This is a genomic window from Erythrobacter sp. EC-HK427, assembly GCF_902498745.1.
GTDB lineage: Bacteria > Pseudomonadota > Alphaproteobacteria > Sphingomonadales > Sphingomonadaceae > Alteraurantiacibacter.
On record NZ_LR701479.1, the window covers coordinates 2,132,881 to 2,153,350 of the forward strand.

24 protein-coding genes are annotated in these 20,470 nt (G+C 62.9%); 17 read left to right on the forward strand and 7 right to left on the reverse strand.

Annotated elements, in window-relative coordinates; translation table 11 throughout:
- The 6 genes from GC121_RS15335 to GC121_RS10520 all read left to right on the forward strand — a co-directional run.
- A partial coding sequence (locus tag GC121_RS15335) for a TIGR04222 domain-containing membrane protein (RefSeq protein WP_199857830.1) occupies window positions 1-345 on the forward strand: 345 nt, incomplete at its 5' end.
- A 22-nt stretch (window positions 346-367) separates the two neighbouring features.
- A complete protein-coding gene (locus GC121_RS10500; protein WP_151974229.1) occupies window positions 368-1,318 on the forward strand; it encodes a carbon-nitrogen hydrolase family protein in 951 nt (316 codons plus the stop codon).
- Window positions 1,309-1,611: a hypothetical protein gene (locus tag GC121_RS10505; RefSeq protein ID WP_151974230.1), complete on the forward strand. Its 303-nt coding sequence runs from the start codon at window positions 1,309-1,311 to the stop codon at window positions 1,609-1,611. The genes GC121_RS10500 and GC121_RS10505 overlap by 10 nt, the downstream gene beginning before the upstream one ends.
- Before the next feature lie 151 nt (window positions 1,612-1,762).
- A complete protein-coding gene (gene trmD, locus GC121_RS10510; RefSeq protein ID WP_151974231.1) occupies window positions 1,763-2,605 on the forward strand; it encodes a tRNA (guanosine(37)-N1)-methyltransferase TrmD in 843 nt (280 codons plus the stop codon).
- A 12-nt stretch (window positions 2,606-2,617) separates the two neighbouring features.
- Entirely contained in the window at window positions 2,618-2,983 is a 366-nt protein-coding gene (rplS, locus tag GC121_RS10515; RefSeq protein ID WP_151974232.1) for a 50S ribosomal protein L19, read from the forward strand.
- A gap of 140 nt (window positions 2,984-3,123) precedes the next feature.
- Entirely contained in the window at window positions 3,124-5,364 is a 2,241-nt protein-coding gene (locus GC121_RS10520; protein ID WP_151974233.1) for a S9 family peptidase, read from the forward strand.
- A gap of 78 nt (window positions 5,365-5,442) precedes the next feature.
- Here GC121_RS10520 and GC121_RS10525 read toward each other — a convergent pair whose 3' ends face one another.
- Window positions 5,443-6,231: a calcium-binding protein gene (locus GC121_RS10525; RefSeq protein ID WP_234421206.1), complete on the reverse strand. Its 789-nt coding sequence runs from the start codon at window positions 6,229-6,231 to the stop codon at window positions 5,443-5,445.
- 285 nt (window positions 6,232-6,516) lie between these two features.
- Here GC121_RS10525 and GC121_RS10530 point away from each other — a divergent pair, with 285 nt between their 5' ends.
- From GC121_RS10530 to GC121_RS10555, 6 genes are all read left to right on the forward strand, one after another.
- Window positions 6,517-7,542 carry an aspartate-semialdehyde dehydrogenase gene (locus GC121_RS10530; protein WP_151974235.1) on the forward strand — a complete coding sequence of 342 codons (1,026 nt, stop codon included), beginning with the start codon at window positions 6,517-6,519 and terminating at the stop codon, window positions 7,540-7,542.
- Between the two features lie 5 nt (window positions 7,543-7,547).
- Entirely contained in the window at window positions 7,548-8,096 is a 549-nt protein-coding gene (locus GC121_RS10535) for a hypothetical protein (protein WP_151974236.1), read from the forward strand.
- A complete protein-coding gene (locus GC121_RS10540) occupies window positions 8,096-8,857 on the forward strand; it encodes an alpha/beta fold hydrolase (RefSeq protein ID WP_151974237.1) in 762 nt (253 codons plus the stop codon). Before GC121_RS10535 ends, GC121_RS10540 begins: the two co-directional genes overlap by 1 nt.
- Before the next feature lie 192 nt (window positions 8,858-9,049).
- Window positions 9,050-10,057, forward strand: a complete 1,008-nt coding sequence (locus GC121_RS10545; protein WP_151974238.1) for a YncE family protein — start codon at window positions 9,050-9,052, stop codon at window positions 10,055-10,057.
- 66 nt (window positions 10,058-10,123) lie between these two features.
- Window positions 10,124-11,146: a YncE family protein gene (locus GC121_RS10550; RefSeq protein WP_151974239.1), complete on the forward strand. Its 1,023-nt coding sequence runs from the start codon at window positions 10,124-10,126 to the stop codon at window positions 11,144-11,146.
- Between the two features lie 5 nt (window positions 11,147-11,151).
- The gene (locus GC121_RS10555; RefSeq protein WP_234421208.1) at window positions 11,152-12,081 is read left to right on the forward strand and encodes an NAD(P)H-binding protein; all 930 of its coding nucleotides are present in this window, start codon (window positions 11,152-11,154) and stop codon (window positions 12,079-12,081) included.
- Window positions 12,082-12,175: 94 nt separating this feature from the next.
- On the opposite strand, the gene GC121_RS10560 is transcribed toward GC121_RS10555, so the two are convergent.
- From GC121_RS10560 to rpsF, 4 genes are all read right to left on the reverse strand, one after another.
- Window positions 12,176-12,757, reverse strand: coding sequence for a phosphoribosyl-AMP cyclohydrolase (locus GC121_RS10560; protein WP_151974241.1), 582 nt, complete (start codon window positions 12,755-12,757; stop codon window positions 12,176-12,178).
- Between the two features lie 287 nt (window positions 12,758-13,044).
- On the reverse strand, window positions 13,045-13,668 hold the full coding sequence (gene rplI, locus GC121_RS10565) for a 50S ribosomal protein L9 (protein ID WP_151974242.1): 624 nt from the start codon (window positions 13,666-13,668) through the stop codon (window positions 13,045-13,047).
- A 15-nt stretch (window positions 13,669-13,683) separates the two neighbouring features.
- Window positions 13,684-13,908 carry a 30S ribosomal protein S18 gene (gene rpsR / locus GC121_RS10570; protein ID WP_151974243.1) on the reverse strand — a complete coding sequence of 75 codons (225 nt, stop codon included), beginning with the start codon at window positions 13,906-13,908 and terminating at the stop codon, window positions 13,684-13,686.
- Complete coding sequence (gene rpsF / locus GC121_RS10575) at window positions 13,908-14,273, reverse strand: 30S ribosomal protein S6 (RefSeq protein ID WP_151974244.1); 366 nt, start codon at window positions 14,271-14,273, stop codon at window positions 13,908-13,910. The genes rpsR and rpsF overlap by 1 nt, the downstream gene beginning before the upstream one ends.
- A gap of 225 nt (window positions 14,274-14,498) precedes the next feature.
- On the opposite strand from rpsF, the gene GC121_RS10580 reads away from it, so the two are divergent.
- Window positions 14,499-15,458 carry a DUF808 domain-containing protein gene (locus tag GC121_RS10580; protein ID WP_151974245.1) on the forward strand — a complete coding sequence of 320 codons (960 nt, stop codon included), beginning with the start codon at window positions 14,499-14,501 and terminating at the stop codon, window positions 15,456-15,458.
- On the opposite strand, the gene GC121_RS10585 is transcribed toward GC121_RS10580, so the two are convergent.
- Both GC121_RS10585 and GC121_RS10590 read right to left on the reverse strand, forming a co-directional pair.
- On the reverse strand, window positions 15,455-15,754 hold the full coding sequence (locus GC121_RS10585; RefSeq protein WP_151974246.1) for a hypothetical protein: 300 nt from the start codon (window positions 15,752-15,754) through the stop codon (window positions 15,455-15,457). The two genes, GC121_RS10580 and GC121_RS10585, sit on opposite strands and share 4 nt — an antisense overlap.
- A gap of 41 nt (window positions 15,755-15,795) precedes the next feature.
- Entirely contained in the window at window positions 15,796-17,205 is a 1,410-nt protein-coding gene (locus GC121_RS10590) for a Mur ligase family protein (protein ID WP_151974247.1), read from the reverse strand.
- A gap of 123 nt (window positions 17,206-17,328) precedes the next feature.
- On the opposite strand from GC121_RS10590, the gene GC121_RS10595 reads away from it, so the two are divergent.
- Genes GC121_RS10595 through GC121_RS10610 form a run of 4 tightly spaced genes read left to right on the forward strand, consistent with a single transcriptional unit; the run spans window position 17,329 to window position 20,391 of the window.
- On the forward strand, window positions 17,329-18,135 hold the full coding sequence (locus GC121_RS10595) for an LD-carboxypeptidase (RefSeq protein WP_151974248.1): 807 nt from the start codon (window positions 17,329-17,331) through the stop codon (window positions 18,133-18,135).
- A gap of 46 nt (window positions 18,136-18,181) precedes the next feature.
- Complete coding sequence (gene fabD, locus GC121_RS10600) at window positions 18,182-19,114, forward strand: ACP S-malonyltransferase (protein WP_151974249.1); 933 nt, start codon at window positions 18,182-18,184, stop codon at window positions 19,112-19,114.
- Window positions 19,115-19,145: 31 nt separating this feature from the next.
- Complete coding sequence (locus tag GC121_RS10605; RefSeq protein ID WP_151974250.1) at window positions 19,146-19,736, forward strand: hypothetical protein; 591 nt, start codon at window positions 19,146-19,148, stop codon at window positions 19,734-19,736.
- 34 nt (window positions 19,737-19,770) lie between these two features.
- Window positions 19,771-20,391 carry a hypothetical protein gene (locus GC121_RS10610; protein ID WP_151974251.1) on the forward strand — a complete coding sequence of 207 codons (621 nt, stop codon included), beginning with the start codon at window positions 19,771-19,773 and terminating at the stop codon, window positions 20,389-20,391.
- The last annotated feature ends 79 nt before the right edge of the window (window positions 20,392-20,470 follow it).

Consider the following 20,470-nt stretch of genomic DNA (forward strand, 5'->3'; position numbering starts at 1 on the left):
GCGGAGGGGGAGGCGGTGGGCTTCCTTGTCGGGCTGACCGCGCTGGCGGCGGTGCTCGGCATCATCCGCTTCCTCAAATTCAATCCGCGCACGCGGGCGGGAGAGCAGACGCTCGCCGAGGCGCAGGAGCGCGCCAGCCGCCTCAAAAGCGCGCCGCGCGGCGAGGAGGTCGGCTTTGCCGTCGCGCTGTTCGGCACCGCCGTGCTGGTGGGCACGCCGTTCGAACCGCTTCACGCAATGCGGCAGGCGCAGCAGGGCGGTGATAGCGGCGGTGGCGGTTGCGGCAGCGATGGCGGCGGCGATGGCGGCTGCGGCGGCGGAGGATGCGGTGGTTGCGGGGGCTGACCGCTCCGCCTAAGCACGCTCTATGACCAAGCTGAACGTCGCCATCTGTCAGGCCGCACCGGTGCCGCTCGCCATTTCGGACGGGATCGACAAGGCCGTGCGGCTGGCGCGTGAGGCCGTAGAGGGCGGGGCGCAGCTGGTGGCGTTTGGCGAGACATTTCTCGGCGGATACCCGCTATGGCTCGACGAGGCTCCCGGCGCGGCTTTGTGGGATCATCCGGGCAGCAAGGCGCTGCACCGCATTCTGCTGGAACAGGCGGTGGTGCCGGGGGACGAGCGGCTGCTGCCCTTGCAGGAGCTGTGCGATGCCAGCGGCGCGGTGATTTCCATCGGCGCGCATGAGCGGGTGCGATCGAGCCTTTACAACAACCAGATGACTTTCCGCCCCGGCCTGCCGGTGCTCGACCATCGCAAGCTGGTGCCCACCCATGGCGAGCGGCTGGTATGGATGCGCGGCGATGGCTCGACTTTGGGCGTGCATCAGGCCGAGTGGGGCAATGTCGGCAGCCTGATCTGCTGGGAGCACTGGATGCCCTTGGCCCGCGCGGCGATGCACAACCTTGGCGAGAGCTTGCATGTCGCGGCATGGCCGACGGTGCGCGAAAGCTACGCGATTGCCAGCCGCCACTATGCGATGGAAGGGCGGTGTTTTGTGCTGGCGGCGGGTCTGGTGCAGACGAAGGACGATGTGCTCAACGGACTTGAGCGCGCTGGTGGCAGCGCTGAAGGCCGCGAACTGATTGAAAGCATCGAGGCCGAAGTGCTCAACCGAGGCGGCTCGCTGATCGCCGCACCCGATGCGAGCGTGGTCGCGCAAGCGGGTGAGGGCGAAGAGACGCTGTTCGCGGAACTCGACCTGTCGATGCGCGACGAGGGGCTGGCGAGCCTCGATACCGACGGCCACTACTCGCGGCCCGATGTGTTCGAGTTGAGCGTTGATACGCGGGCGAAGGATGGGGTGCGTTGGATATAATCGTCATCTTGCTATTGGGCTCTGTACCGCTGTCAATTGCCATACTCACGCTTTTGAAAAAGTCTGAGCGGTTTGGCCAACTCGCTATTCTTTGGGCTTTGCTTTTCAACGCGCTTGTCATTCCGCTTTCGGCATTCGCCTTTCTCCTAGTGAGACCGATTGACGGGCCGGGCGAAGCTTTGGAGAGTATCCTTGGAATGCTTCTCACATTACCGATGATGTTTATTGGTGCGATTGCTACGCTCGTTGCAGATTACTTCCAGCGCAAAGACGCAGGTGAAGATCAGCTATGACCTTCGCCGCCACCATTCTCACGCTCTCGGCCAGCAAGCCCCTTCCCCTTGGGGAAGGGGTTGGGGATGGGGGTTCGAAGGGAGTGGGTAGCTCTGCTCCCGCAACGTCGAACTCCCACCCCTCGATCCCCTCCCTCAAGGGAGGGGAAGTGTGACCTTCACCGCCACCATTCTCACGCTCTATCCGGAGATGTTTCCCGGGCCGCTGGGTGTCTCGCTTGCGGGGCGCGCGCTCGAGCGGGGGGACTGGTCGTGCGAGACTGTCCAGATGCGCGATTTCGCTAACGACAAGCATCGCACGGTGGATGATACGCCTGCCGGTGGCGGGGCGGGGATGGTGCTCAAGGCCGATGTGCTAGGGCGGGCTTTGGATAGTGTGATCGGAAAGCCCCTTCCCTTGGGGGAAGGGGTTGGGGATGGGGGTTCGACGGTGGCAGTAGGCGCTACGCCCTCAACCTCGCACACCCACCCCTCAATCCCCTCCCTCAAGGGAGGGGAGGCCAAAAGACCCATCCTCGCCATGACGCCGCGCGGGACACCCATAACGCAGGCGCGCATCCGCGAGATCGCCCAAGGCCCCGGCGTCATCATGCTGTGCGGCCGTTTCGAAGGCTTTGACGAACGCCTGTTCGATGCCCGCCCCGATATCGAGCAGGTCAGCCTTGCCGATATCGTCCTCTCCGGCGGAGAGCCTGCCGCGCTGGCCATACTCGATGCTTGCATTCGCCTGCTTCCCGGCGTAATGGGCGCGGCCTTGTCGGGGCATGAGGAGTCGTTCGAAGACGGCTTGCTCGAATACCCGCAATATACCCGACCTTATGAATGGGAAGGGCGCACGATCCCTGAAGTGCTGCGATCGGGGGATCATGCGAAGGTTGCCGCGTGGAGGAAAGCCCGTGCGGAGGAAGACACTCGGTTACGCAGGCCCGATCTATGGGAGCGCCATGGTGGCACTCCGGGTCAGCCTGCCTCTGGCGTGCAGCGTGATACATAGGACAAACAGGCCATGAACCTGATCCAGACTATCGAAGCGGAAGAAATTGCCAAGGCTGGCAAGGACATTCCCGATTTCCGCCCCGGTGACACGCTGCGTGTCGGCGTGAAGGTTATCGAAGGCAACCGCGAACGTGTGCAGAATTTCGAAGGCGTGTGCATCGCCCGCTCGAACCGCAGCATCAACAGCAATTTCACCGTGCGCAAGATGAGCTTCGGCGAAGGCGTGGAACGTGTGTTCCCGCTCTATGCGCCGATCGTCGACAGCATCACCGTGGTGCGCCGCGGTGTCGTGCGTCGTGCGAAGCTGTACTATCTGCGCGGCCGCACCGGCAAGCGCGCGCGTATTGCAGAGCGCCGCGAGAACGTGGCCAAGTAAGGCTGCGGGCTACAAGCCAGTTTCAGGAAGGGCGGTTCTCCAAAACGGAGAGCCGCCCTTTTTCGTGCGCGCTTTTCATTGTCAGTGCAGGATCAGATGATTAGGCTCATCCGAAACTATCGGAGAGGTCTTTTCCTGCAATGCGTACAATTCTCGCCGCGCTCGCCGCGACCACTATGGCAACCCCTGTGATGGCCCAAGATATGGTCGAACCTGCGCCCGAACTCACTTTCGAACGTGTCTTTGCCAGCCCCTCGCTCAACGGGGCGACGCCGCGGCAGGCGAAACTATCGCCCGATGGCCGCTATCTCACCGTGCTGCGCAACCGCGAGGACGAGCGCGAGCGGTATGATCTGTGGGCCTATGATCGCCAGACGTCGCAATGGTCGATGCTGGTCGATAGCGGAGCGCTGGGCAGCGGGCGCGCGCTGAGCGAGGACGAGCGGATGCAGCGCGAGCGGGCGCGGGTGGGCGATTTGCGCGGCATTATCTCCTACCAGTGGACACCCGATGGCACCGGCCTGCTCGTGCCGCTGGATGGCGATCTGTATTTGGCGCGCATTGGCGGCGAAGTGGTGCAGCTGACCGATACCGAGGAGAGCGAGCTCAACCCGTCGCTAAGCGAGGATGGCGGCTATGTCTCCTTCGTGCGCGACCGGCGGTTGTGGGTGGGCGCGGTCGGTTCCGAACCGCAGCCGATCACGCCTGCCGAAGAAGACACGATCCGCTGGGGCGAGGCGGAATTTGTCGCGCAGGAGGAAATGAGCCGCCTGACGGGCTATTGGTGGGCACCCGATGACAGCCGCATTGTCGTCCAGCGCACCGATGAAAGCCCCGTCGGCATCGTCACCCGCGCGGCCATCGGCGCGACCGGAACGCAGGTGTATGACCAACGCTATCCGGTGGCGGGCAGCGCCAATGCGCTTGTCCAGCTGTTCGTGATGGACCCTGATGGCGGCAATGCGGTCGAAGTCGATCTGGGCGCGGAGACCGATATCTATCTTGCCCGCGTCGATTGGGCACCCGATGGCAGCGCGATCTATGTCCAGCGCCAGAACCGCGAGCAGACCGTGCTCGATATGCTCCGCGTCGATCCGGCAACGGGCGCGAGCGAGGTGTTCTTCACCGAAAATGCGGCGATGGAGGATTACTGGATCAACCTGTCGGATAATTACCGTTTCCTCGACGATGGCCGCCTGGTCTGGTGGTCGGAGCGGGACAGGTTCGGGCATCTCTATCTGCTCGGGCCTGACGGCTGGCAGCAGCTGACGCAGGGAGAATGGGTGGTCACCAGCCTGGTCGGCGTCGATCAGGATGCGGGCCGCGTGTTCTTCCAGGGCACGCGCGACGATGTGCTTGAGCAGCACGTCTATAGCCTCGATCTGGCTGACCCGGCGACTGTCACCCGCCTGACCGAAGCGGGCTTCACCCATTCGGCGAGCATGGACGGGGCGGGGCAGACGATGCTGGTGAGCCGTTCCAGCGACAACACGCCGCCGCAAATCTACATCGCCGACCAGTCGGGCGCGCGGGTGGCGTGGGTGGAGGAGAATGCGCTCAACGCCGATCATCCCTACGCGCCTTTCCTCGCCAGCCATCGCCCGACGCAATATGGCACGATAGCAGCCGAGGACGGCACGCCGCTCTATTGGGAAATGGTGACGCCGGACATGGAGCCGGGGCAGCGGTATCCGGTGTATTTCTACCATTATGGCGGGCCGGGGCCGCAGATCGTCAATCGCGGCTGGGACGGCGCTTTGCGGCAGGCCATCGTGGATCGCGGCTATATCTGGTTCGCGCTGGACAATCGCGGCTCGAACAATCGCGGGGTCGCCTTCGAACAGCCGCTTTACCGCGCGATGGGCGGGGTCGAAGTGCGCGACCAGGCGGCGGGCACGGCCTTCCTGCAAACGCTCGATTTCGTCGATCCCGACAAGATCGCCATCGATGGCTGGTCATACGGAGGATACATGACGCTAAAGCGGTTGCAGGCCGAGCCGGGTGTCTATGCCGCAGGCATCAGCGGCGCGCCGGTGACGCGATGGGAGCTGTACGACACCCACTACACCGAACGCTATATGGGCACGCCGCAAGCTGACGCGCAGGCCTATGCCACCTCGAGCGCGATCCCCAACGCGACCGCCATCACCGATCCGGTACTGATTATCCACGGAATGGCCGATGACAACGTGGTGTTCGAAAATGCGACCGAGATCATCTCGGTCTGGCAGGAGAACAATGTCCCGTTCGAAATGATGCTCTATCCCGGATATACGCACCGCGTTTCGGGCGAGCAGATTTCGCCGCACCGGTACAACACCGTATTCAACTTCCTCGAACGCCACGGGGTGACCCCACCGGAGACTTCGGGCGAAGATTGAGCGCGGGGATTTTAGGGCATTCACAAAAAAGCCCCCGGAACGCACTGTGCGCTCCGGGGGCGTTGTTTGTGCGCGCTATCAGGCGAAGATAAAGTCGGTCACGTCAATCGCCTGCATCTGCGTGTCGAGCAGGGCAATCTCGCCGACCGCGCCGATATCGCTCTTGATGAGCAGGTCGTCGGTCAGCCCGTCGCTGTCGGCATCGACCATTTCGAACATCAGATCGGCAAAGGTCAGCCCGTTGCCGCGCAGATCGAGCTTGTCGCGCCCGTTCTGGAAATCGACCACGGTGTCGAAATCCCACTGGCCCTGGAAGATGAAGAAGTCAGAGCCTGCACCGCCGGTGAGGAAGTCCTGGCCGATCCCGCCGGTCAGAAAATCGCGGCCAGCGCCGCCAAGCAGGGTGTCGGTGCCTTCGCCGCCGAACAGCCGGTCGGTACCGGCTCCGCCGTCGAGCAGATCATCGCCATCGTCGCCGAACAGCGTATCGGCCATCAGGCCGCCGAACAGCATATCGTCGCCGTCATTGCCGTTGAGAATGTCGGCACCATCGCCGCCATCCAGCCGGTCCTGCCCTTCGCCGCCCGACATCCGGTCGTTACCCGCTTCGCCGAACAGGATATCCTGATCCTTGCCGCCGAAGACGATATCATTGCCGAACCCGGCATAGATCACATCGTCACCTTCGCCGCCATCAAGGGTGTCGTTCCCTGCGGCACCATCGATGAAGTCGTTGCCCTTGCCGCCGAAGATGCGGTCTGCACCGGTGTCCAGCAGCTTGGCGCCGCGGGCGTAGCCGTAGAGGAAATCGTCCAGCTCGGTGCCGGTGATACGATCGATACCATTCGTTCCAAAAATCCGTGCCATCATGTTTCTCCTATTGGGTTGTTCTCTGGAGCCCCCGGAGATGCGAGGTAAACTGATGTAACTTCTGCAAGGCTGAATGTTGCGGTCAGCCATCGTTCACCGAATACTTGGCGGGCGAAGTATTCGCAGCGACTGCAAAGAAAATGTCATTTTTGGACTTGGGGAGTACTACCGACCAAAGGCTAGGTTTTGCCGTCAGGTGATTACGCCTGAAACCGCAATTCCTATTGCCCTCCCGAACAGGGGCGCTAGTCAGGCGCTCCCTTTCAATGGAGCGAGCGAGTCATGGGTTACAGGGTTGCGGTTGTCGGAGCGACAGGGAATGTCGGGCGGGAAATGCTCGCCATTCTGGCCGAGCGCGAATTCCCGATGGACGAGGTGGCGGCAGTCGCCAGCTCGCGCTCGACCGGCATGGAAATCGAAGTCGGCGATTCGGGCCGCATGGTGAAGTGCAAGAATATCGAGCATTTCGATTTCGCCGGCTGGGATATCGCGCTGTTCGCCGCAGGCAGCGGGCCGACCAAGGAATATGCCCCCAAGGCAGCGGCGGCTGGCTGCGTCGTGATCGACAATTCCTCGCTCTACCGCATGGATCCCGACGTGCCGCTGATCGTGCCCGAAGTGAATCCGGAGGCGATTGACGGCTACACAAAGAAGAACATCATCGCCAATCCCAACTGCTCGACCGCGCAGCTGGTGGTGGCCCTGAAGCCGCTGCACGATGCGGCGGTGATCAAGCGGGTGGTGGTCAGCACCTACCAGTCGGTCTCCGGCGCGGGCAAGGCGGGAATGGACGAACTGTTCGAACAGAGCCGCGCGATCTTTGTCGGCGACAAGCCCGAACCCGAGACCTTCACCAAGCAGATCGCCTTCAACGTCATCCCGCATATCGACGTGTTCATGGATGACGGCTCCACCAAGGAGGAGTGGAAGATGGTGGTCGAAACCAAGAAGATCCTCGATCCCAAGATCAAACTTCACGCCACCTGCGTGCGCGTGCCGGTGTTTGTCGGCCATTCCGAAGCGGTGAATATCGAATTCGAGAACGAGCTTTCGGCAGAACAGGCAATGGAAATTCTGCGCGAGGCCCCCGGCATCATGCTGGTCGACAAGCGCGAGGATGGCGGATACGTCACCCCGATCGAAGCGGCGGGCGACGGCGCGACCTATATCAGCCGCGTGCGCGATGATCCGACGGTCGATTATGGTATCAGCCTGTGGTGTGTCAGCGACAATTTGCGTAAAGGTGCGGCATTGAACGCGGTGCAGATCGCCGAACTGCTCGGCCGCCGCCATTTGCAGAAGGGGTAAGCGCCATGCGCCGTCAGCTGTTTTTCGTCCTCCCGCTCCTCGCACTCGCCGCCTGCACGCCTGCTGAGGATGCCCCGGCAGATGATGCAGCGACAGAGGCGGCAAGCGAAGCGCCGGAGGATGCGACCATCGATCTGGGCGCGGGCGGCATTACCATCCCGGCACAGAACGGCTTCGAACAGCTCGCCGCGCCCTTCGGCTCGGCCCGCGCGGCCACCGAAGCGACGTTGGCCAACGTGGTGGGCGCAGCGACCGGCGGGCATGATGGTACCGGCGATTGCTGGCTCAAGACGACCGAATATGCCGGGCTGACGCTCTCGTTCAACGAGGCCGACGAATTTGTCGGTTACTACGCCACGCCGCCATGGTCGGGCACTGGCCAGCGCGCCGATATGCTCGCCAATGACGAAATCACCATGGTGGAAGACAGCACGCTGGGTGAGGAATTCACCATCGGCGAAGGCGAGGCGATCATCTCCGGCCTGTTCACCGGCACCGGTGACGATGCGACCGTCGAAGCGCTGTGGGCGGGCGAAAACTGCATCTTCCGGTGATGGCAGAGCTCACCACGCAACACATCACCAGCTTCGACGGCACCCGCCTCGCCATTCACCGGATGGGGGAGGGGCGGCCGGTGCTGCTGCTGCACGGGCTGTTTTCCAGCGCGCAGGTCAACTGGATCAAATACGGCCATGCCGCCGCGCTGACAGAAGCAGGGTTTGAATGCATCATGCCCGATTGGCGGGTGCACGGGGAAAGCGATTCCCCGACCGACGTGGATGCGATCATGCCCGGTGTGCTGGTGCGCGACAGCTTCGCCATCGTAGAGGCGCTGGGGCTGACCGACTATGACATGGTCGGCTTCTCGCTCGGCGCGCGCACGTCGGTGAGCAATGTGATTGCGGGCCTTGCGCCGCGCCGTCTGGTGCTCTCCGGCATGGGGCTGGAAGGGCTGACCAATTGGGAGAAGCGCGTCGCCTTTTTCATCGACATGATCGACCGGTACGATGAAATCGAGCGCGGCGATCCGGCGTTTATCGCCAAGGCTTTCATGACCGCGCAGGGCATCGACAAGGATGCGGCCCGCCTGCTGCTGACCAAGGGCGTGGACGATATCGATGTGGCGAAGCTCTCCACCATCGCCATGCGCACCATGGTGCTGATCGGCGATGAAGACCGCGACAACGGCTCCCCCCAACGCCTCGCCGATGCGCTGCCCGATGCCTTTGTCGAAGTGATCCCCGGCAACCACATGAGCTGCGTGACGCGGCCCGAACTGGGCGCGGCGCTGGTGCGGTTCCTTTCCGCGCCGTAGGCGCTTGCATTCTGGTTCGCGCAGAGATCGCAGAGAGCCCGGAGATTTTTGATTGCACGCAAGGCCTCGGCGACCTCTGCGGACTCTGCGCGATATCCTTGTAGACAGCTTTTGGGTGGGGAAGGGGTATGTGCTGCCTTTGCGTTCCCCGCGTGAACCATTTATCCAGCCTTCGATGGAATACACCATCGCATGAAGCGCCTAACCCTGTTCGCCGCCGCCCTTGCACTCGCGTCCTGCGCGCAGGAGCCCGCGCGGCAATTCGATCCGCCCGAAGGCACCCTGTTTGTCGCCAACAAATATGACGGCAGCCTCTCGCGCATCGATTTGTTCACCGGAGAGGAAACGCATCGCGCACAGACCTGCGATGACAATCACGAGCTGACCATCTCGCCCGACGAACACTATGTCGCAGTGATGTGCTATACGGGGCGGACAATCGAAATTTACGCGACCGCCGATCTCGCCCCCGTGCGCACGGTCGAACTGCCCGATGGCGCACTGCCGCACGCCGCGCATTGGGTGCGCGATGATCGCCTGATCGTCAGCGCGGAGGGGCGCGGGTCAATGATTTTCGTCGATTTTCCGGCCGGGCTGGACGGCAAAGAGGCGCTCACCGAGTTTGGCGGGGTCGACGGCCCGCCTTGGCCCACTGGCGCGCATCTGTTCGCGGTGTCGCCCGATGTGCGCTTCGCCTTTGGCACCGTCATCCCGCGCGGCGATGTGGTGCGCTATGATCTTGCCAACGCTGCCGATGCGGCAAGCCGCCGGATTGGCGAGACCGTCGGCTCGCCCGCTTTGTCGCCCGACGGTGAAAGCCTGTGGGTCGCCTCGCACACCGACAATCAGGCGATCCGCCTCGATCCCTTGACGCTGGATGTGCTGGCCGAAGTGGAGACGGGCGCGCTGCCGATCCGGCTGGCGTTCCATCCCTCGGGCGATTTCCTGGTCAGCTCCAATTTTGCAGGCGGCGATTTGACAGTGATCGACGTGGCGACGAACGAAGTGGTGCGTACGATAGAGGTCTCCGGCGATGCCGCGGCGGAGCAGGTGAACCTGATTTTCAGCGCCGATGGCACCCGGATCTATGCCTCCGAAACGGCCAGCGGCACCATTGCCGAGATCGACTGGGCCAGCGGCCAGCTGCGCCGCCGTTTGGCAGCAGGCGCGGGCGGGGACGGGATTGCGCTGATCGAATAGCGGTGCTTCCCTTTGCTGGGCCGATGCGCCACATTGGCGGCCTGGAACGTGCAACCGGAGGAAACCATGCGCCTGCTTGCGTTCATCATGCTTGGCCTCTCGCTGACCGCCTGCGCGCCAGCCCAGTTGGAGGCGCAGTCTATGTCTTCGGCGCAAGGCACCGGCACGCTGTTCGTCGCCAACAAACGGGGGGCAAGCCTGTCGCGGATTGACCTTGCTACGGGCGAGGAGACTCACCGCGCGGAAACCTGCGAGAACCCGCATGAGCTGACCGTGTCGCCGGATGCGCAATTTGTGCTGGTGGCGTGCTATTCGGGGCGGTCGGTCGAGGTCTTCTCGACAGAGAGCCTCGCCGAAGCCGGAACGCTATTCCTTGGCACGAATGCGCGGGTGCACAGTGCCTTGTGGCTGCCCGACGGTCGCGTCATCGCGGGCGCGGAAGGGCGCGGGTCGCTTTACAGTTTCGAAGTGCAAATGCAGGACGGCCGAGTGCCTCCGCTCTTTCCCTGGCAGGAAATTGGCGGCGGGGAAGGGGCGGCACGTGGCCCGCACCTGATTGCCGTCTCGCCTGACGGGCGCAGCGCTTGGGGCACATTCATCGAAGCAGGCGAAGTCGTGCTTTACAATCTGGATGGCGCGGAAGAAGCCGCCCGCGCCCGCATCGGCAACCAGATCGAGGCCATTGCTCTCTCGCCCGATGGGGGAAGCCTGTGGGTCGCTTCGAATGCGGACAGCATTGCTTACCGCCTTGATCCGCTGACGCTGGAGGTGCTCGCCGAAGTGCCGACAGGGCAAGTGCCGATCCGCCTCGCCATGCACCCGTCCGGCGACTATATCGTCAGCAGCAATTTCGGCAGTGGCGATCTGACGGTGATCGAGACGCGCTCCAATGCAGTGGTGCGCACTATCCCTGTGTCCGGCAGCCGAGATGCGGTGCAGGTGACGCTGGTGTTCAGCGCCGATGGCATCCGCCTCTACGCCGCCGAAACAGCGACCGACACGATTGCCGAGATCGACTTCGCCAGCGGCGAAGTGCTGCGCCGCATCGCCACCGGGCCGGGCGGTGACGGGCTGGCGGTGATCGATTGAGCAACGTGTCGCCAAAGCGCGTCCTGCTATTCGGCGCGAGCGGCACGATTGGTGGCGCGGTGCTTGCCCAACTGCTGGTGGCGGGGCATGAGACGACCTGCATCACGCGCAGCGGATTTTCCGGTGAAGGGGCGAGGATCGTACAGGCCGATATCACAGATCGTGCGAGCATTGCGCAAGTGCTGGCCGAGACCCGCTTCGATGCCGTCATCTCCTGCATCGCCTCGCGCAGCGGGGTGCCGGATGATGCCTGGGCCATCGATTACGCCGCCAATTCCGCGATCCTGAAGGAGGCGCAAGCGGCGGGGGTGGGGCAATTCGTCCTGCTCTCCGCCATTTGCGTGCAGAAGCCGCAGCTCGCTTTCCAGCAGGCCAAGCTGGCGTTCGAGGCAGAGTTGCAGGCTTCCGGCCTCACCTGGTCGATCATCCGCCCTACAGCCTTCTTCAAATCGCTGAGCGGGCAGGTGGCGAGAGTGGCGAAGGGCAAACCCTTCCTGCTGTTCGGCAATGGCGAGTTGACCCGGTGCAAGCCGATTTCCGATGCCGATCTGTCGCGCTTCATCGTCTCTGCGCTGGACGATCCGGCGAAGCATAACCGTATCCTCCCCATTGGCGGCCCCGGTCCGGCAATTTCACCGAAGGAGCAGGGCGAGATGCTGTTCGGGATATTGGGCAAAGAGCCGCGCTACCGCAGCATCACGCCGCGCCTGATGGATCTGGCTATTGCCGCCTTGTCGCTCGCCGGAAGGTTTTCCAAGCGCGCTGCCGCCAAGGCCGAATATGCCCGTATCGGGCGCTACTATGCGACCGAGTCCATGCTGGTGTGGGATACGCAGCGGCAGGTTTATGATGCCGATGCGACGCCGGAGTTTGGCGAGGATACGCTCGAGGCGCACTACTCCAACCTGCTCGCACTGAGGCGCAACCAGCCATAAAAATGCCCCCGCCGGGGTTGGTGCGGCGGGGGCATCGTTTTGTCCGGTACCGATGGTGGAGAGTCAGCACCGGACAGGGGTGTGATCGTCCCGGTTACTCAGCCGAGAAGGGGAGCGAGCTGTGGTGGAGGACGATCACAAGATCGCCGGCATCGTTGCGCTCGTAACCGAAGGTGTATTCTACCTTGGTGTCGTTGCCGTCGGTGTCGGTGAAGTAATAATTGCCCATCGCGAGCGCGGTATTGCCGTCTTCATCGATGATGGTGCCTTCGTTTTCCCAGCGGACGGCCGTCCACGGCTTGATTGCAAAGCCGCCATCCTCGGTGCCCTCGGCGCCGATGAAGTAGGTCAGCGCTTCATCGAAGGTGCCGCGGAACTGGTCCACCGCCGCCAGCGTCGGCTTGAAGAGCACGGTCATACCGTCTTCGTAGCCGTAGAAGGTGTTGATGTGGTTCGTGGCCGCTTCGGCCACGTCGCCACCTTCGGTGCTGACCGCGCCGATGGCGACAATGCCTTCGCCCCAGGCTTCGCGCGCGGCGTCGACATCGGCTTCGGTGATCGCAGCGCCGGCTTCTGCGGTCTCTCCACCTTCGCCGCCTTCGGTTGCAGCTTCACTGCAAGCCACCAGAGCAAGCGCGGCTGCGCCGGCCAGCGAAACAGAAACAATCTTCTTCATCAGATACTTCCCTTCTTCGCTCCGCACCAAAGGGCACGGAGTCACGATGACTTTCGATCAGGGGCGATAATGATGTTGGGAGATGGTCCCGGCCCCTGCTGTTCGTCGCAGTCCGACATCACGCGGCATTGCTGCACGCGCCAGAGGGGCCCGGTCCTGCTACGCGATACAATGCAACATCACGCAAGGGGTTCCCGGCGGGAAGAATTTTTTTTGGCCGGAACGAAAAAGGGCGCCGCCATTGCTGGCAGCGCCCTGATTTTCTTGCATAAACCGTGACGAAAAAATCAGCCTTCGGCGGCTTCTTCACCGTCGGCGGCATCGTCACCTTCCGGAGCGGGCAGATCGCCCAGTTCGTGGTCGGGATCGAGCTCTTCCTGGAAGCCTTCGGCTGCGCGGTCGGCAGCGTCTTCTTCCGCAGCCTGCGCGAGGATGTCCACGCCCTGCCGCTGCAGTTCGGCTTCGTCGTCCGAACGGGCGACATTGGCCTTTACCAGCACTTCGACTTCAGGGTGCAGACGGATCGTCACGTCGAACATACCGATCGTCTTGATCGGTGCGCCCATGATGACCTGACGCTTGTCGATGTTGTGACCCTTTTCGGTCAGGCCGACGGCAACGTCGCGCACATTGACCGAGCCGTAGAGCTGGCCAGCATTCGAAGCGGCGCGGATCAGGACGATCTCGGCACCGGCAACCTTTTCGCCATGCTTTTCGGCTTCGACACGCTTTTCGGCGTTTTCTGCTTCCAGCTTGTCGCGGTTGGCTTCGAAGACCCGCTTGTTGGCTTCGTTGGCGCGGAGGGCCTTCTTCTGCGGCAGCAGGAAGTTGCGGGCGTAGCCGTCCTTCACGGTAACAACATCACCGATCTGGCCAAGGCCGCCAACGCGTTCGAGGAGGATAATATCCATGGTTCCGGTCTCCTCTTACTTCACGACGTAGGGCAGCAGGCCCAGGTGACGGGCGCGCTTGATCGCCTTGGCCAGATCACGCTGCTTCTTGGCAGAAACGGCGGTGATACGGCTGGGCACGATCTTGCCGCGTTCGGACATGAAGCCCTGCAGCAGACGCGTGTCTTTGTAATCGATCTTCGGAGCATCCTTGGCCGCGAACGGGCAGGACTTGCGGCGGCGGTAAAACGGACGAGCCATCAGTCACGATCCTCCCGGTCTGCGCGCTTCTTCTTATCGCGATCATTCTTGCGCATCATGACAGACGGGCCGTCTTCATGCTCTTCGACTGCGATAGTGAGCCAGCGGATCACGTCTTCATTGATGCGGTTCTGACGCTCCAGTTCAGCCACCAGCGAGCCGGGGCCATCAATGTTGAGCATCACGAAATGCGCTTTGCGATTGCGGTCAATCTTGTAGGCGAGGGATTTGAGGCCCCAGGTCTCGGTCTTCACGACCTTGCCGCCATTGTTCTCCACGATTTCCGTGGCACCAGCGGCAAGCGCATCAACCTGAGCCTGGCTCAAGTCCTGACGCGCGAGGAATATGTGCTCATAAAGAGCCATACGCGCTTCCTTTCACTTCCATGCCGATCGCTGACATTGGCACGGCGAATTCCGTGCGCGTCCCTCCGGCTTTCTTCGATTTTCCTTAACAGGGCTGCGTGCCCATACGCTACGGAAGGCGCGCTCTTAGCGGTTTGCCCGCCAAAAGCAAGCGATATGCAGGCTTGCGGCAAAGCAAGCGGCAGGGCAGGGGAAATCCTTATCACAAAGCAGGGAGTTTCCACCATGCCATCAGGCCTTGCCGCCCTTCTTGACGACATTTCCATTATCGCCCGTGCGGCCTCGGCTTCGGTGGACGATATTGCCGCGGCGGCGGGCCGGGCGGGCACGAAAACGGCCGGTGTGGTGATCGACGATGCGGCGGTGACGCCCTCCTATGTCACGGGGCTGGAGCCTGCGCGCGAGCTGCCGATCATCTGGAAGATTGCCAAGGGCAGCCTGTTCAACAAGATGATCATCCTGCTCCCGGCGGCGCTGCTGCTCAGCCAGTTTCTCCCGTGGGCGATCATGCCGCTGTTGATGCTGGGCGGGGCGTTCCTGTGTTACGAAGGCGCCGAGAAGGTGATCGAGAAGCTGGGCGGGGCCAAGCACGGCAAGAACCTCGACAGCCCGATAGAAAATCCGGAGGAATTCGAGAAGGAGCGCGTTGCAGGGGCAATCCGGACCGATCTGATCCTGTCAGCCGAAATCATGGCCATCACACTGAGCGAAGTGGCGACCGAGACGCTGCTTACCCGTGCGGGCGTGTTGGCGGTGGTGGGGATAATCATCACCGTCGCGGTCTATGGCGCGGTGGCGCTGATCGTGAAGATGGACGATGCTGGCCTGCACCTCTCGCGCGAAGGCCGCACCGAAGCGGGTCGCAATTTCGGGCGCGGGCTGGTGAATGCGATGCCGCATTTGCTGACCCTCCTTTCCGTTGTCGGGACGGTGGCGATGCTGTGGGTCGGCGGCGGGATTATCATCCACGGCCTGCACGAGCTGGGCGTGCTGTTCCCCGAAGAGGCGATCCATTCTGCGCAGCATTGGGTGGAACATGTCGCGGGCGGGCTGGGCGGAGTGCTGGGCTGGCTGACCTTTGCCGGCGCTTCCGCGCTAGTGGGGCTGGCGCTGGGCGCGCTGATTGTGTTCGTCCTGCACAAAGTGCTGGGATTCGGGCATACGGAGGAGGCGGCAGCGCACTAAGCCACCGCCCGCCGGGTCTTCCGCTCCTCTGCCAACCACGCATCCTTGTTCGGCCAACTGCGCCCGTCGCTCGCCTCGACGCGGCCATCGGGGTGCAGCACGAACCACGGGTCTTCATCCGCCGCGCGCGGATCGAGCACCATCGGCGTGAGCGTGCGATCCTGGTTCACTTGCCAGCCGAGCACGTTGCAAGAGACCAGATCGACCAGATTATCATCGAAATAAGCGGAGACGAGATAGGTGCCGGGCGCGGCATCGAACAGGCCGGTGCCTGACGGGTTGTATTTCTTCTGCATGAGGTTCGGCGCGCTCCCGGTTGTTGAGCGTCTGTGTTGCCTTACAATCGTTGCAAAAGGCTTTCCGCAAACTCGGTCAGCGTATCATCGCGTGCGCCCATCACCACGACGCGGTCGCCGGGCCTCGCGTTCGCGACGATGAAATCGCCGCAGCCTTCGCGGGTGTTGATGTGCAGCGCTTTACCTCCGGCGGCGTGGATCAAGTCGATAATCCGCTCGCTGCCGACCGAGCGGTCTACCGTGCCGCCGAAATAGACCGGGTCGCACAGGATGGTGAGATCGGTCTCGTCCAGTTCCTGCGCGAATGTCTCGGCCAGTTCGTGGCCCATCTGGCGCAAGGGGCCGTATCCATGCGGTTGGAAGAAGGCGATCACGCGGCCTTCGTGCATTTTGAGCGTCTTGAGCGTGGCGCGCGCCTTCTCAGGGTTGTGACCGAAATCGTCGATTACCGTGACGCCGTTCGCGCTGGTGCCGATGATATCGAAGCGGCGGGCGAGGCCTTTGAAGTCTGCCAGCGCCGCCACAGCATCGGCTACCGGCACGCCAGCGGCATTCGCGGCGGCAATCGCGGCGAGCGCGTTGGACAGATTGTGCCGCCCCGGTATGGCGAGGCGCAGCGCGTGCTCGCTGCCATCGCGGCGATCCAGCACCAAGGCCGCTTGCTGGGTGGGGCCGTCGGCAATGCTGCCCGCGACAATGCCCAGCGCGGCGCAGCTATTGGTGATGCCGAAGGTGAGCGGTTCCTTCGCCCGCGCGACCAGCCGGAACGCCTCGACATCGTCGGCATTGACCACGCCGCGATCCGCCGTGCTGAGGAAATTGCCAAACAATTCGCGCAGTTCGTCCATGCTCTTGTGATCGAGGCTGACATTGAGCAGCAGCGCGACCGTGGGGCGATAGAGCGCAATCGAGCCGTCGCTTTCGTCGACTTCGCTGACGAAAACCCCGCCATCGCCGACCACCGCGCTGGCATAGGGGCGGTCTTCGGAGACGAAGTTCTTCATCACTGCGCCGTTCATGATCGTCGGCTTGCGGCCGGTCGCTTCCATGATCCAGCCGAGCATGGCGGTGGTGGTCGATTTCCCACTCGTCCCGCCCACAGCGAGCGATTGTGGCGCGTCGTTGAACAGCCGTGCGAGTAATTCGGCGCGGGTCAGCCGCTCGCAGCCTAGCTCCTTGGCGCGGGCGATTTCGGGGACGGTATCCTCGATAGCGGCGGAGGCGATCAGGATCTGATCAGCGGAAGTCAGTCCGCTGCCGTCTTGCGGGAACAGCGAGTAACCCTGCGCCTGCAATGCGGCGAATTTCTCCGGCGTGCGGCCCTGGTCGTAGGAACGGTCAGACCCCGCCACCTCGCCGCCCAGACCCTTCACGATCTGCGCCAGCGGGAGCATTCCCGATCCGCCGATGCCGCAGAAGAAATAGGGTCGGGAGAGGTTTGCCGATGTCATGCGCGAGGCACTAACGCGCCTCCTCCACTTCGTCACCCCCGCGCAGGCGGGGGGCCAGCTTTTTTCGTTCACAAGCTGGATTCCCGCCTTCGCGGGAATGACGAATGCTCATATACCGCCCCGATGACACGCATTACCTGCCTCTGCCCCGGCAAGCCCATCCTGCGCGACCGTGCCGAAGCGGTATTGGCGCTGGCCAAGGCGGAATTTCCCGACGTCGCGCTGACCTTTCACCCGCAATGCTTCAGCGAACACGGCCATTTCGCTGGCGACGATGCAACGCGCCGCAACGCCTTTGTCGAAGCGGCGAATGATCCTGCTGTCGATGCCATCTGGTTCGGCATGGGCGGATACGGCTCCAACCGCATCGCCGCCGATGCCTTGCCCTTGCTGACCGGGGCGGCGCAGGAGAAGACCTATCTCGGCTATTCGGACACCGGCTATCTGCTCGCCATGCTGTACAAGCACGGTATCGGAAAGCCCGTCCACGGGCCGCTGGCAGGCGATATCAAGCGCGAGGGCGGCGCGGATGCAGTGCGGCGGGCGCTGTTGTATCTGTCAGGCGCAGCGGTTCCGCTGGAGGCTGGGCTGGATGGCACGCCCACCGTCGCCTTCAACCTGATCACGCTCGCCACGCTGGTGGGTGGCGATCTGATGCCCGATCTTTCGGGCCATGTCGTGCTGGTGGAGGAAGTGGCGGAGCATCTCTATGCCGTTGACCGGCTGATGTTCCATGTCACCTCCAATCTGCGTGATATTGCCGGACTGCGCCTTGGCCGTATCTCCGCTGTGCCCGAGAACGACCGGCCCTTTGGCATGAGCGAAGAGGAAATCGCGCGCTTCTGGTGCGCCAAGCATGGCATACCCTATTTGGGCCGCGCCAATATCGGGCACGATGCGCAAAACGCCATTGTGCCGTTCGGCGCTTGATTCGATCGCGCTCCACCCTCTATCCGGCCGCGCAAAGGAGACAGACATGATCGCTTTCGTTTTTCCGGGTCAGGGCAGCCAGAAGGTCGGCATGGGCGCAGAGCTTGCCGAAGCCAGCAGCGCCGCGCGCGAGGTTTTCGCCGAGGTTGACGATGCGCTGAACCAGAAGCTGTTCGCTCTGATGCGCGAAGGGCCGGAAAGCGAATTGACGCTCACCGCCAATGCGCAGCCCGCGATTATGGCGAATGCTATCGCTGTGGCGCGGGTGCTTGAGGCTGGCGGAGTGTCGCTTTCCGAGAAGGGCGAAGCGGTTGCGGGCCATTCGCTGGGTGAGTACTCGGCGCTGGCAGCCGTGGGCGCATTTTCGTTGGCAGACACCGCAAGGCTGCTGCGCATTCGCGGCAACGCCATGCAGGAAGCCGTGCCTATCGGTGTCGGCGGAATGTGTGCACTGCTGGGAGCAGACCTCGACAAAGCGCAGGCCTTGGCTGATGCCGCTGCGCAAGGCGATGTGTGCGAAGTCGCCAATGACAACGACCCCGGGCAGGTCGTCCTTTCGGGGCACCTCTCCGCCATTGACCGCGCGCTCGAGCTGGCAAAGGCGCATGATATCAAGCGCGCGATCAAGTTGCCGGTTTCCGCACCGTTCCATTGTTCGCTGATGGAGCCCGCGGCGCAGCGGATGGAGGCAGCGCTTGCCGAAACCCCGCCGCAGGCCTTCCGGCTGCCGGTCTACGCCAATGTCACCGCCGCGCCGGTGACCGATGCGGCTGAAGCGCGTTCATTGCTGGTGCAGCAGATTACCGGCAGGGTTCGCTGGCGTGAAAGCGTCCTTGCCATGCACGCGGCGGGCATTCATCATTTCGTTGAATTGGGCGGCAAGGTGCTCGGCCCGATGATTCGCAAGATTGCCCCCGATGCGGTGACGACCAGCCTGGTTAGCATGGATGATATCGAGGCTTTCGCCAAGGAACTGTAGGGCCATTACGGCCACAACAAAGGATTATTGCATGGGTCGCATTTCAACATTCGCCGCCGTCGCCACGCTTGCCGCCGCTATGGTGAGCGCACCGGCTATGGCGCAGGATACGGGTATTACCTGCATCCAGAATAGCTACACGGCGGAGCAGATCGGCGCCATCGGCGATGCATCGCGGAACCTTGCCAATGGTTCGCAGCTGAACCAGTCGGCGCTCAACCAGATTGTGATGATCGCGGCACCGGCCATCCAGGCCTGTGCCACGCAATCGGGCTGGGACCAGCAGCAAGCGATGTATGCGACCTTTTACGAAATGGGCCGTGTGAGCGAGCAGGGTTTCCGTGCCTCCGGCCTGTTGACCCCGAACGAGCTTGCGCGGCTGGATGCAGGGCTCGCCGGGCCCGACAGCGCCGACGTGTGGGCGGCGGTGGAAAACACCGTGATGGCTAGCCTTGGCGGAACGGTCCAAGTGTCCAACATGGACGCGCTGACTATGGGTGCGTTCATCACCGGCCTTGGCCTTGATGTCGGCTCTGCGGGTACCGACACGCCCGAACTGGTGGGCATGCTGCTCGGCTTTATGGGCCTGCAACGCATCGGCTCGCGCGAATTTGCCAATTGATCACAACCCAAAGATTTCAAAGCGAGGATACCACATGAAGCGCTTTTCGACTGTTACCGCCATTGCCATCGCAACTGCCGCGCTGGGATTGAGCGCACCTGCCGCTGCGCAGGATCAAGGGCTCGCCTGTATCGAGAGCCAGTACACGCAGGAGCAACGTGACCAGGTCGCCGCGCTCGGGGCGGAAATGGACGGCGGCATGGCCTTCTTCCAGCCAGTCATCGGCCAGCTGGCAGGCGCGATCACGCCCGCCATTGGTGCCTGTGTGCAAAGCGAAGGCTGGACGCAGGAGCAGACCCAGTTCGCCACGATTGCCGAGATGGGCCGTCAGGGCGCAGCAGCGCTGCGGGCGCATGGTACGTTGACCGCAGACGAACTCGCCCGGTTTGACGCGGCGCTTGCCGATCCGGCCAATGCCGATGTGATGCCCGCCGTGATGCGGCTGGTGGGCGCAGGCATGGGCGGCAGCGGGGAGCCTTCCGCCGATGATGGCGAGAAGTTGGGCCAGTTTGTCAGCAATGCCCAGCTCGAGATCGGCAATGCGGGCACGAATACCGGCGAACTGTCAACGATGCTGCTGATCTTTATCGCGCTGCAGAACATGGGCGAAATGCAGTTTGCTGCCATGGCGGCAAGTGCGGAAGCCGCAGAGTAAGGCTTAGCGGGAGGCATACAGCACCCGTTCAGCGTGTCTCCCGCTCAATGTAATTGTATTACATTTGGGAGGGGCGTGA

Excerpts from the sequence above, each read along its gene's own strand:
- GC121_RS10500 (WP_151974229.1), top strand. The coding sequence starts at position 368 with ATGACCAAGCTGAACGTCGCCATCTGTCAGGCCGCACCGGTGCCGCTC.
- rplS (WP_151974232.1), top strand. The coding sequence starts at position 2,618 with ATGAACCTGATCCAGACTATCGAAGCGGAAGAAATTGCCAAGGCTGGC.
- GC121_RS10520 (WP_151974233.1), top strand. The coding sequence starts at position 3,124 with ATGCGTACAATTCTCGCCGCGCTCGCCGCGACCACTATGGCAACCCCT.
- GC121_RS10525 (WP_234421206.1), bottom strand. The coding sequence starts at position 6,231 with ATGGCACGGATTTTTGGAACGAATGGTATCGATCGTATCACCGGCACC.
- GC121_RS10530 (WP_151974235.1), top strand. The coding sequence starts at position 6,517 with ATGGGTTACAGGGTTGCGGTTGTCGGAGCGACAGGGAATGTCGGGCGG.
- GC121_RS10535 (WP_151974236.1), top strand. The coding sequence starts at position 7,548 with ATGCGCCGTCAGCTGTTTTTCGTCCTCCCGCTCCTCGCACTCGCCGCC.
- GC121_RS10540 (WP_151974237.1), top strand. The coding sequence starts at position 8,096 with ATGGCAGAGCTCACCACGCAACACATCACCAGCTTCGACGGCACCCGC.
- GC121_RS10545 (WP_151974238.1), top strand. The coding sequence starts at position 9,050 with ATGAAGCGCCTAACCCTGTTCGCCGCCGCCCTTGCACTCGCGTCCTGC.
- GC121_RS10550 (WP_151974239.1), top strand. The coding sequence starts at position 10,124 with ATGCGCCTGCTTGCGTTCATCATGCTTGGCCTCTCGCTGACCGCCTGC.
- GC121_RS10560 (WP_151974241.1), bottom strand. The coding sequence starts at position 12,757 with ATGAAGAAGATTGTTTCTGTTTCGCTGGCCGGCGCAGCCGCGCTTGCT.
- rplI (WP_151974242.1), bottom strand. The coding sequence starts at position 13,668 with ATGGATATTATCCTCCTCGAACGCGTTGGCGGCCTTGGCCAGATCGGT.
- rpsR (WP_151974243.1), bottom strand. The coding sequence starts at position 13,908 with ATGGCTCGTCCGTTTTACCGCCGCCGCAAGTCCTGCCCGTTCGCGGCC.
- rpsF (WP_151974244.1), bottom strand. The coding sequence starts at position 14,273 with ATGGCTCTTTATGAGCACATATTCCTCGCGCGTCAGGACTTGAGCCAG.
- GC121_RS10580 (WP_151974245.1), top strand. The coding sequence starts at position 14,499 with ATGCCATCAGGCCTTGCCGCCCTTCTTGACGACATTTCCATTATCGCC.
- GC121_RS10585 (WP_151974246.1), bottom strand. The coding sequence starts at position 15,754 with ATGCAGAAGAAATACAACCCGTCAGGCACCGGCCTGTTCGATGCCGCG.
- GC121_RS10590 (WP_151974247.1), bottom strand. The coding sequence starts at position 17,205 with ATGACATCGGCAAACCTCTCCCGACCCTATTTCTTCTGCGGCATCGGC.
- GC121_RS10595 (WP_151974248.1), top strand. The coding sequence starts at position 17,329 with ATGACACGCATTACCTGCCTCTGCCCCGGCAAGCCCATCCTGCGCGAC.
- fabD (WP_151974249.1), top strand. The coding sequence starts at position 18,182 with ATGATCGCTTTCGTTTTTCCGGGTCAGGGCAGCCAGAAGGTCGGCATG.
- GC121_RS10605 (WP_151974250.1), top strand. The coding sequence starts at position 19,146 with ATGGGTCGCATTTCAACATTCGCCGCCGTCGCCACGCTTGCCGCCGCT.
- GC121_RS10610 (WP_151974251.1), top strand. The coding sequence starts at position 19,771 with ATGAAGCGCTTTTCGACTGTTACCGCCATTGCCATCGCAACTGCCGCG.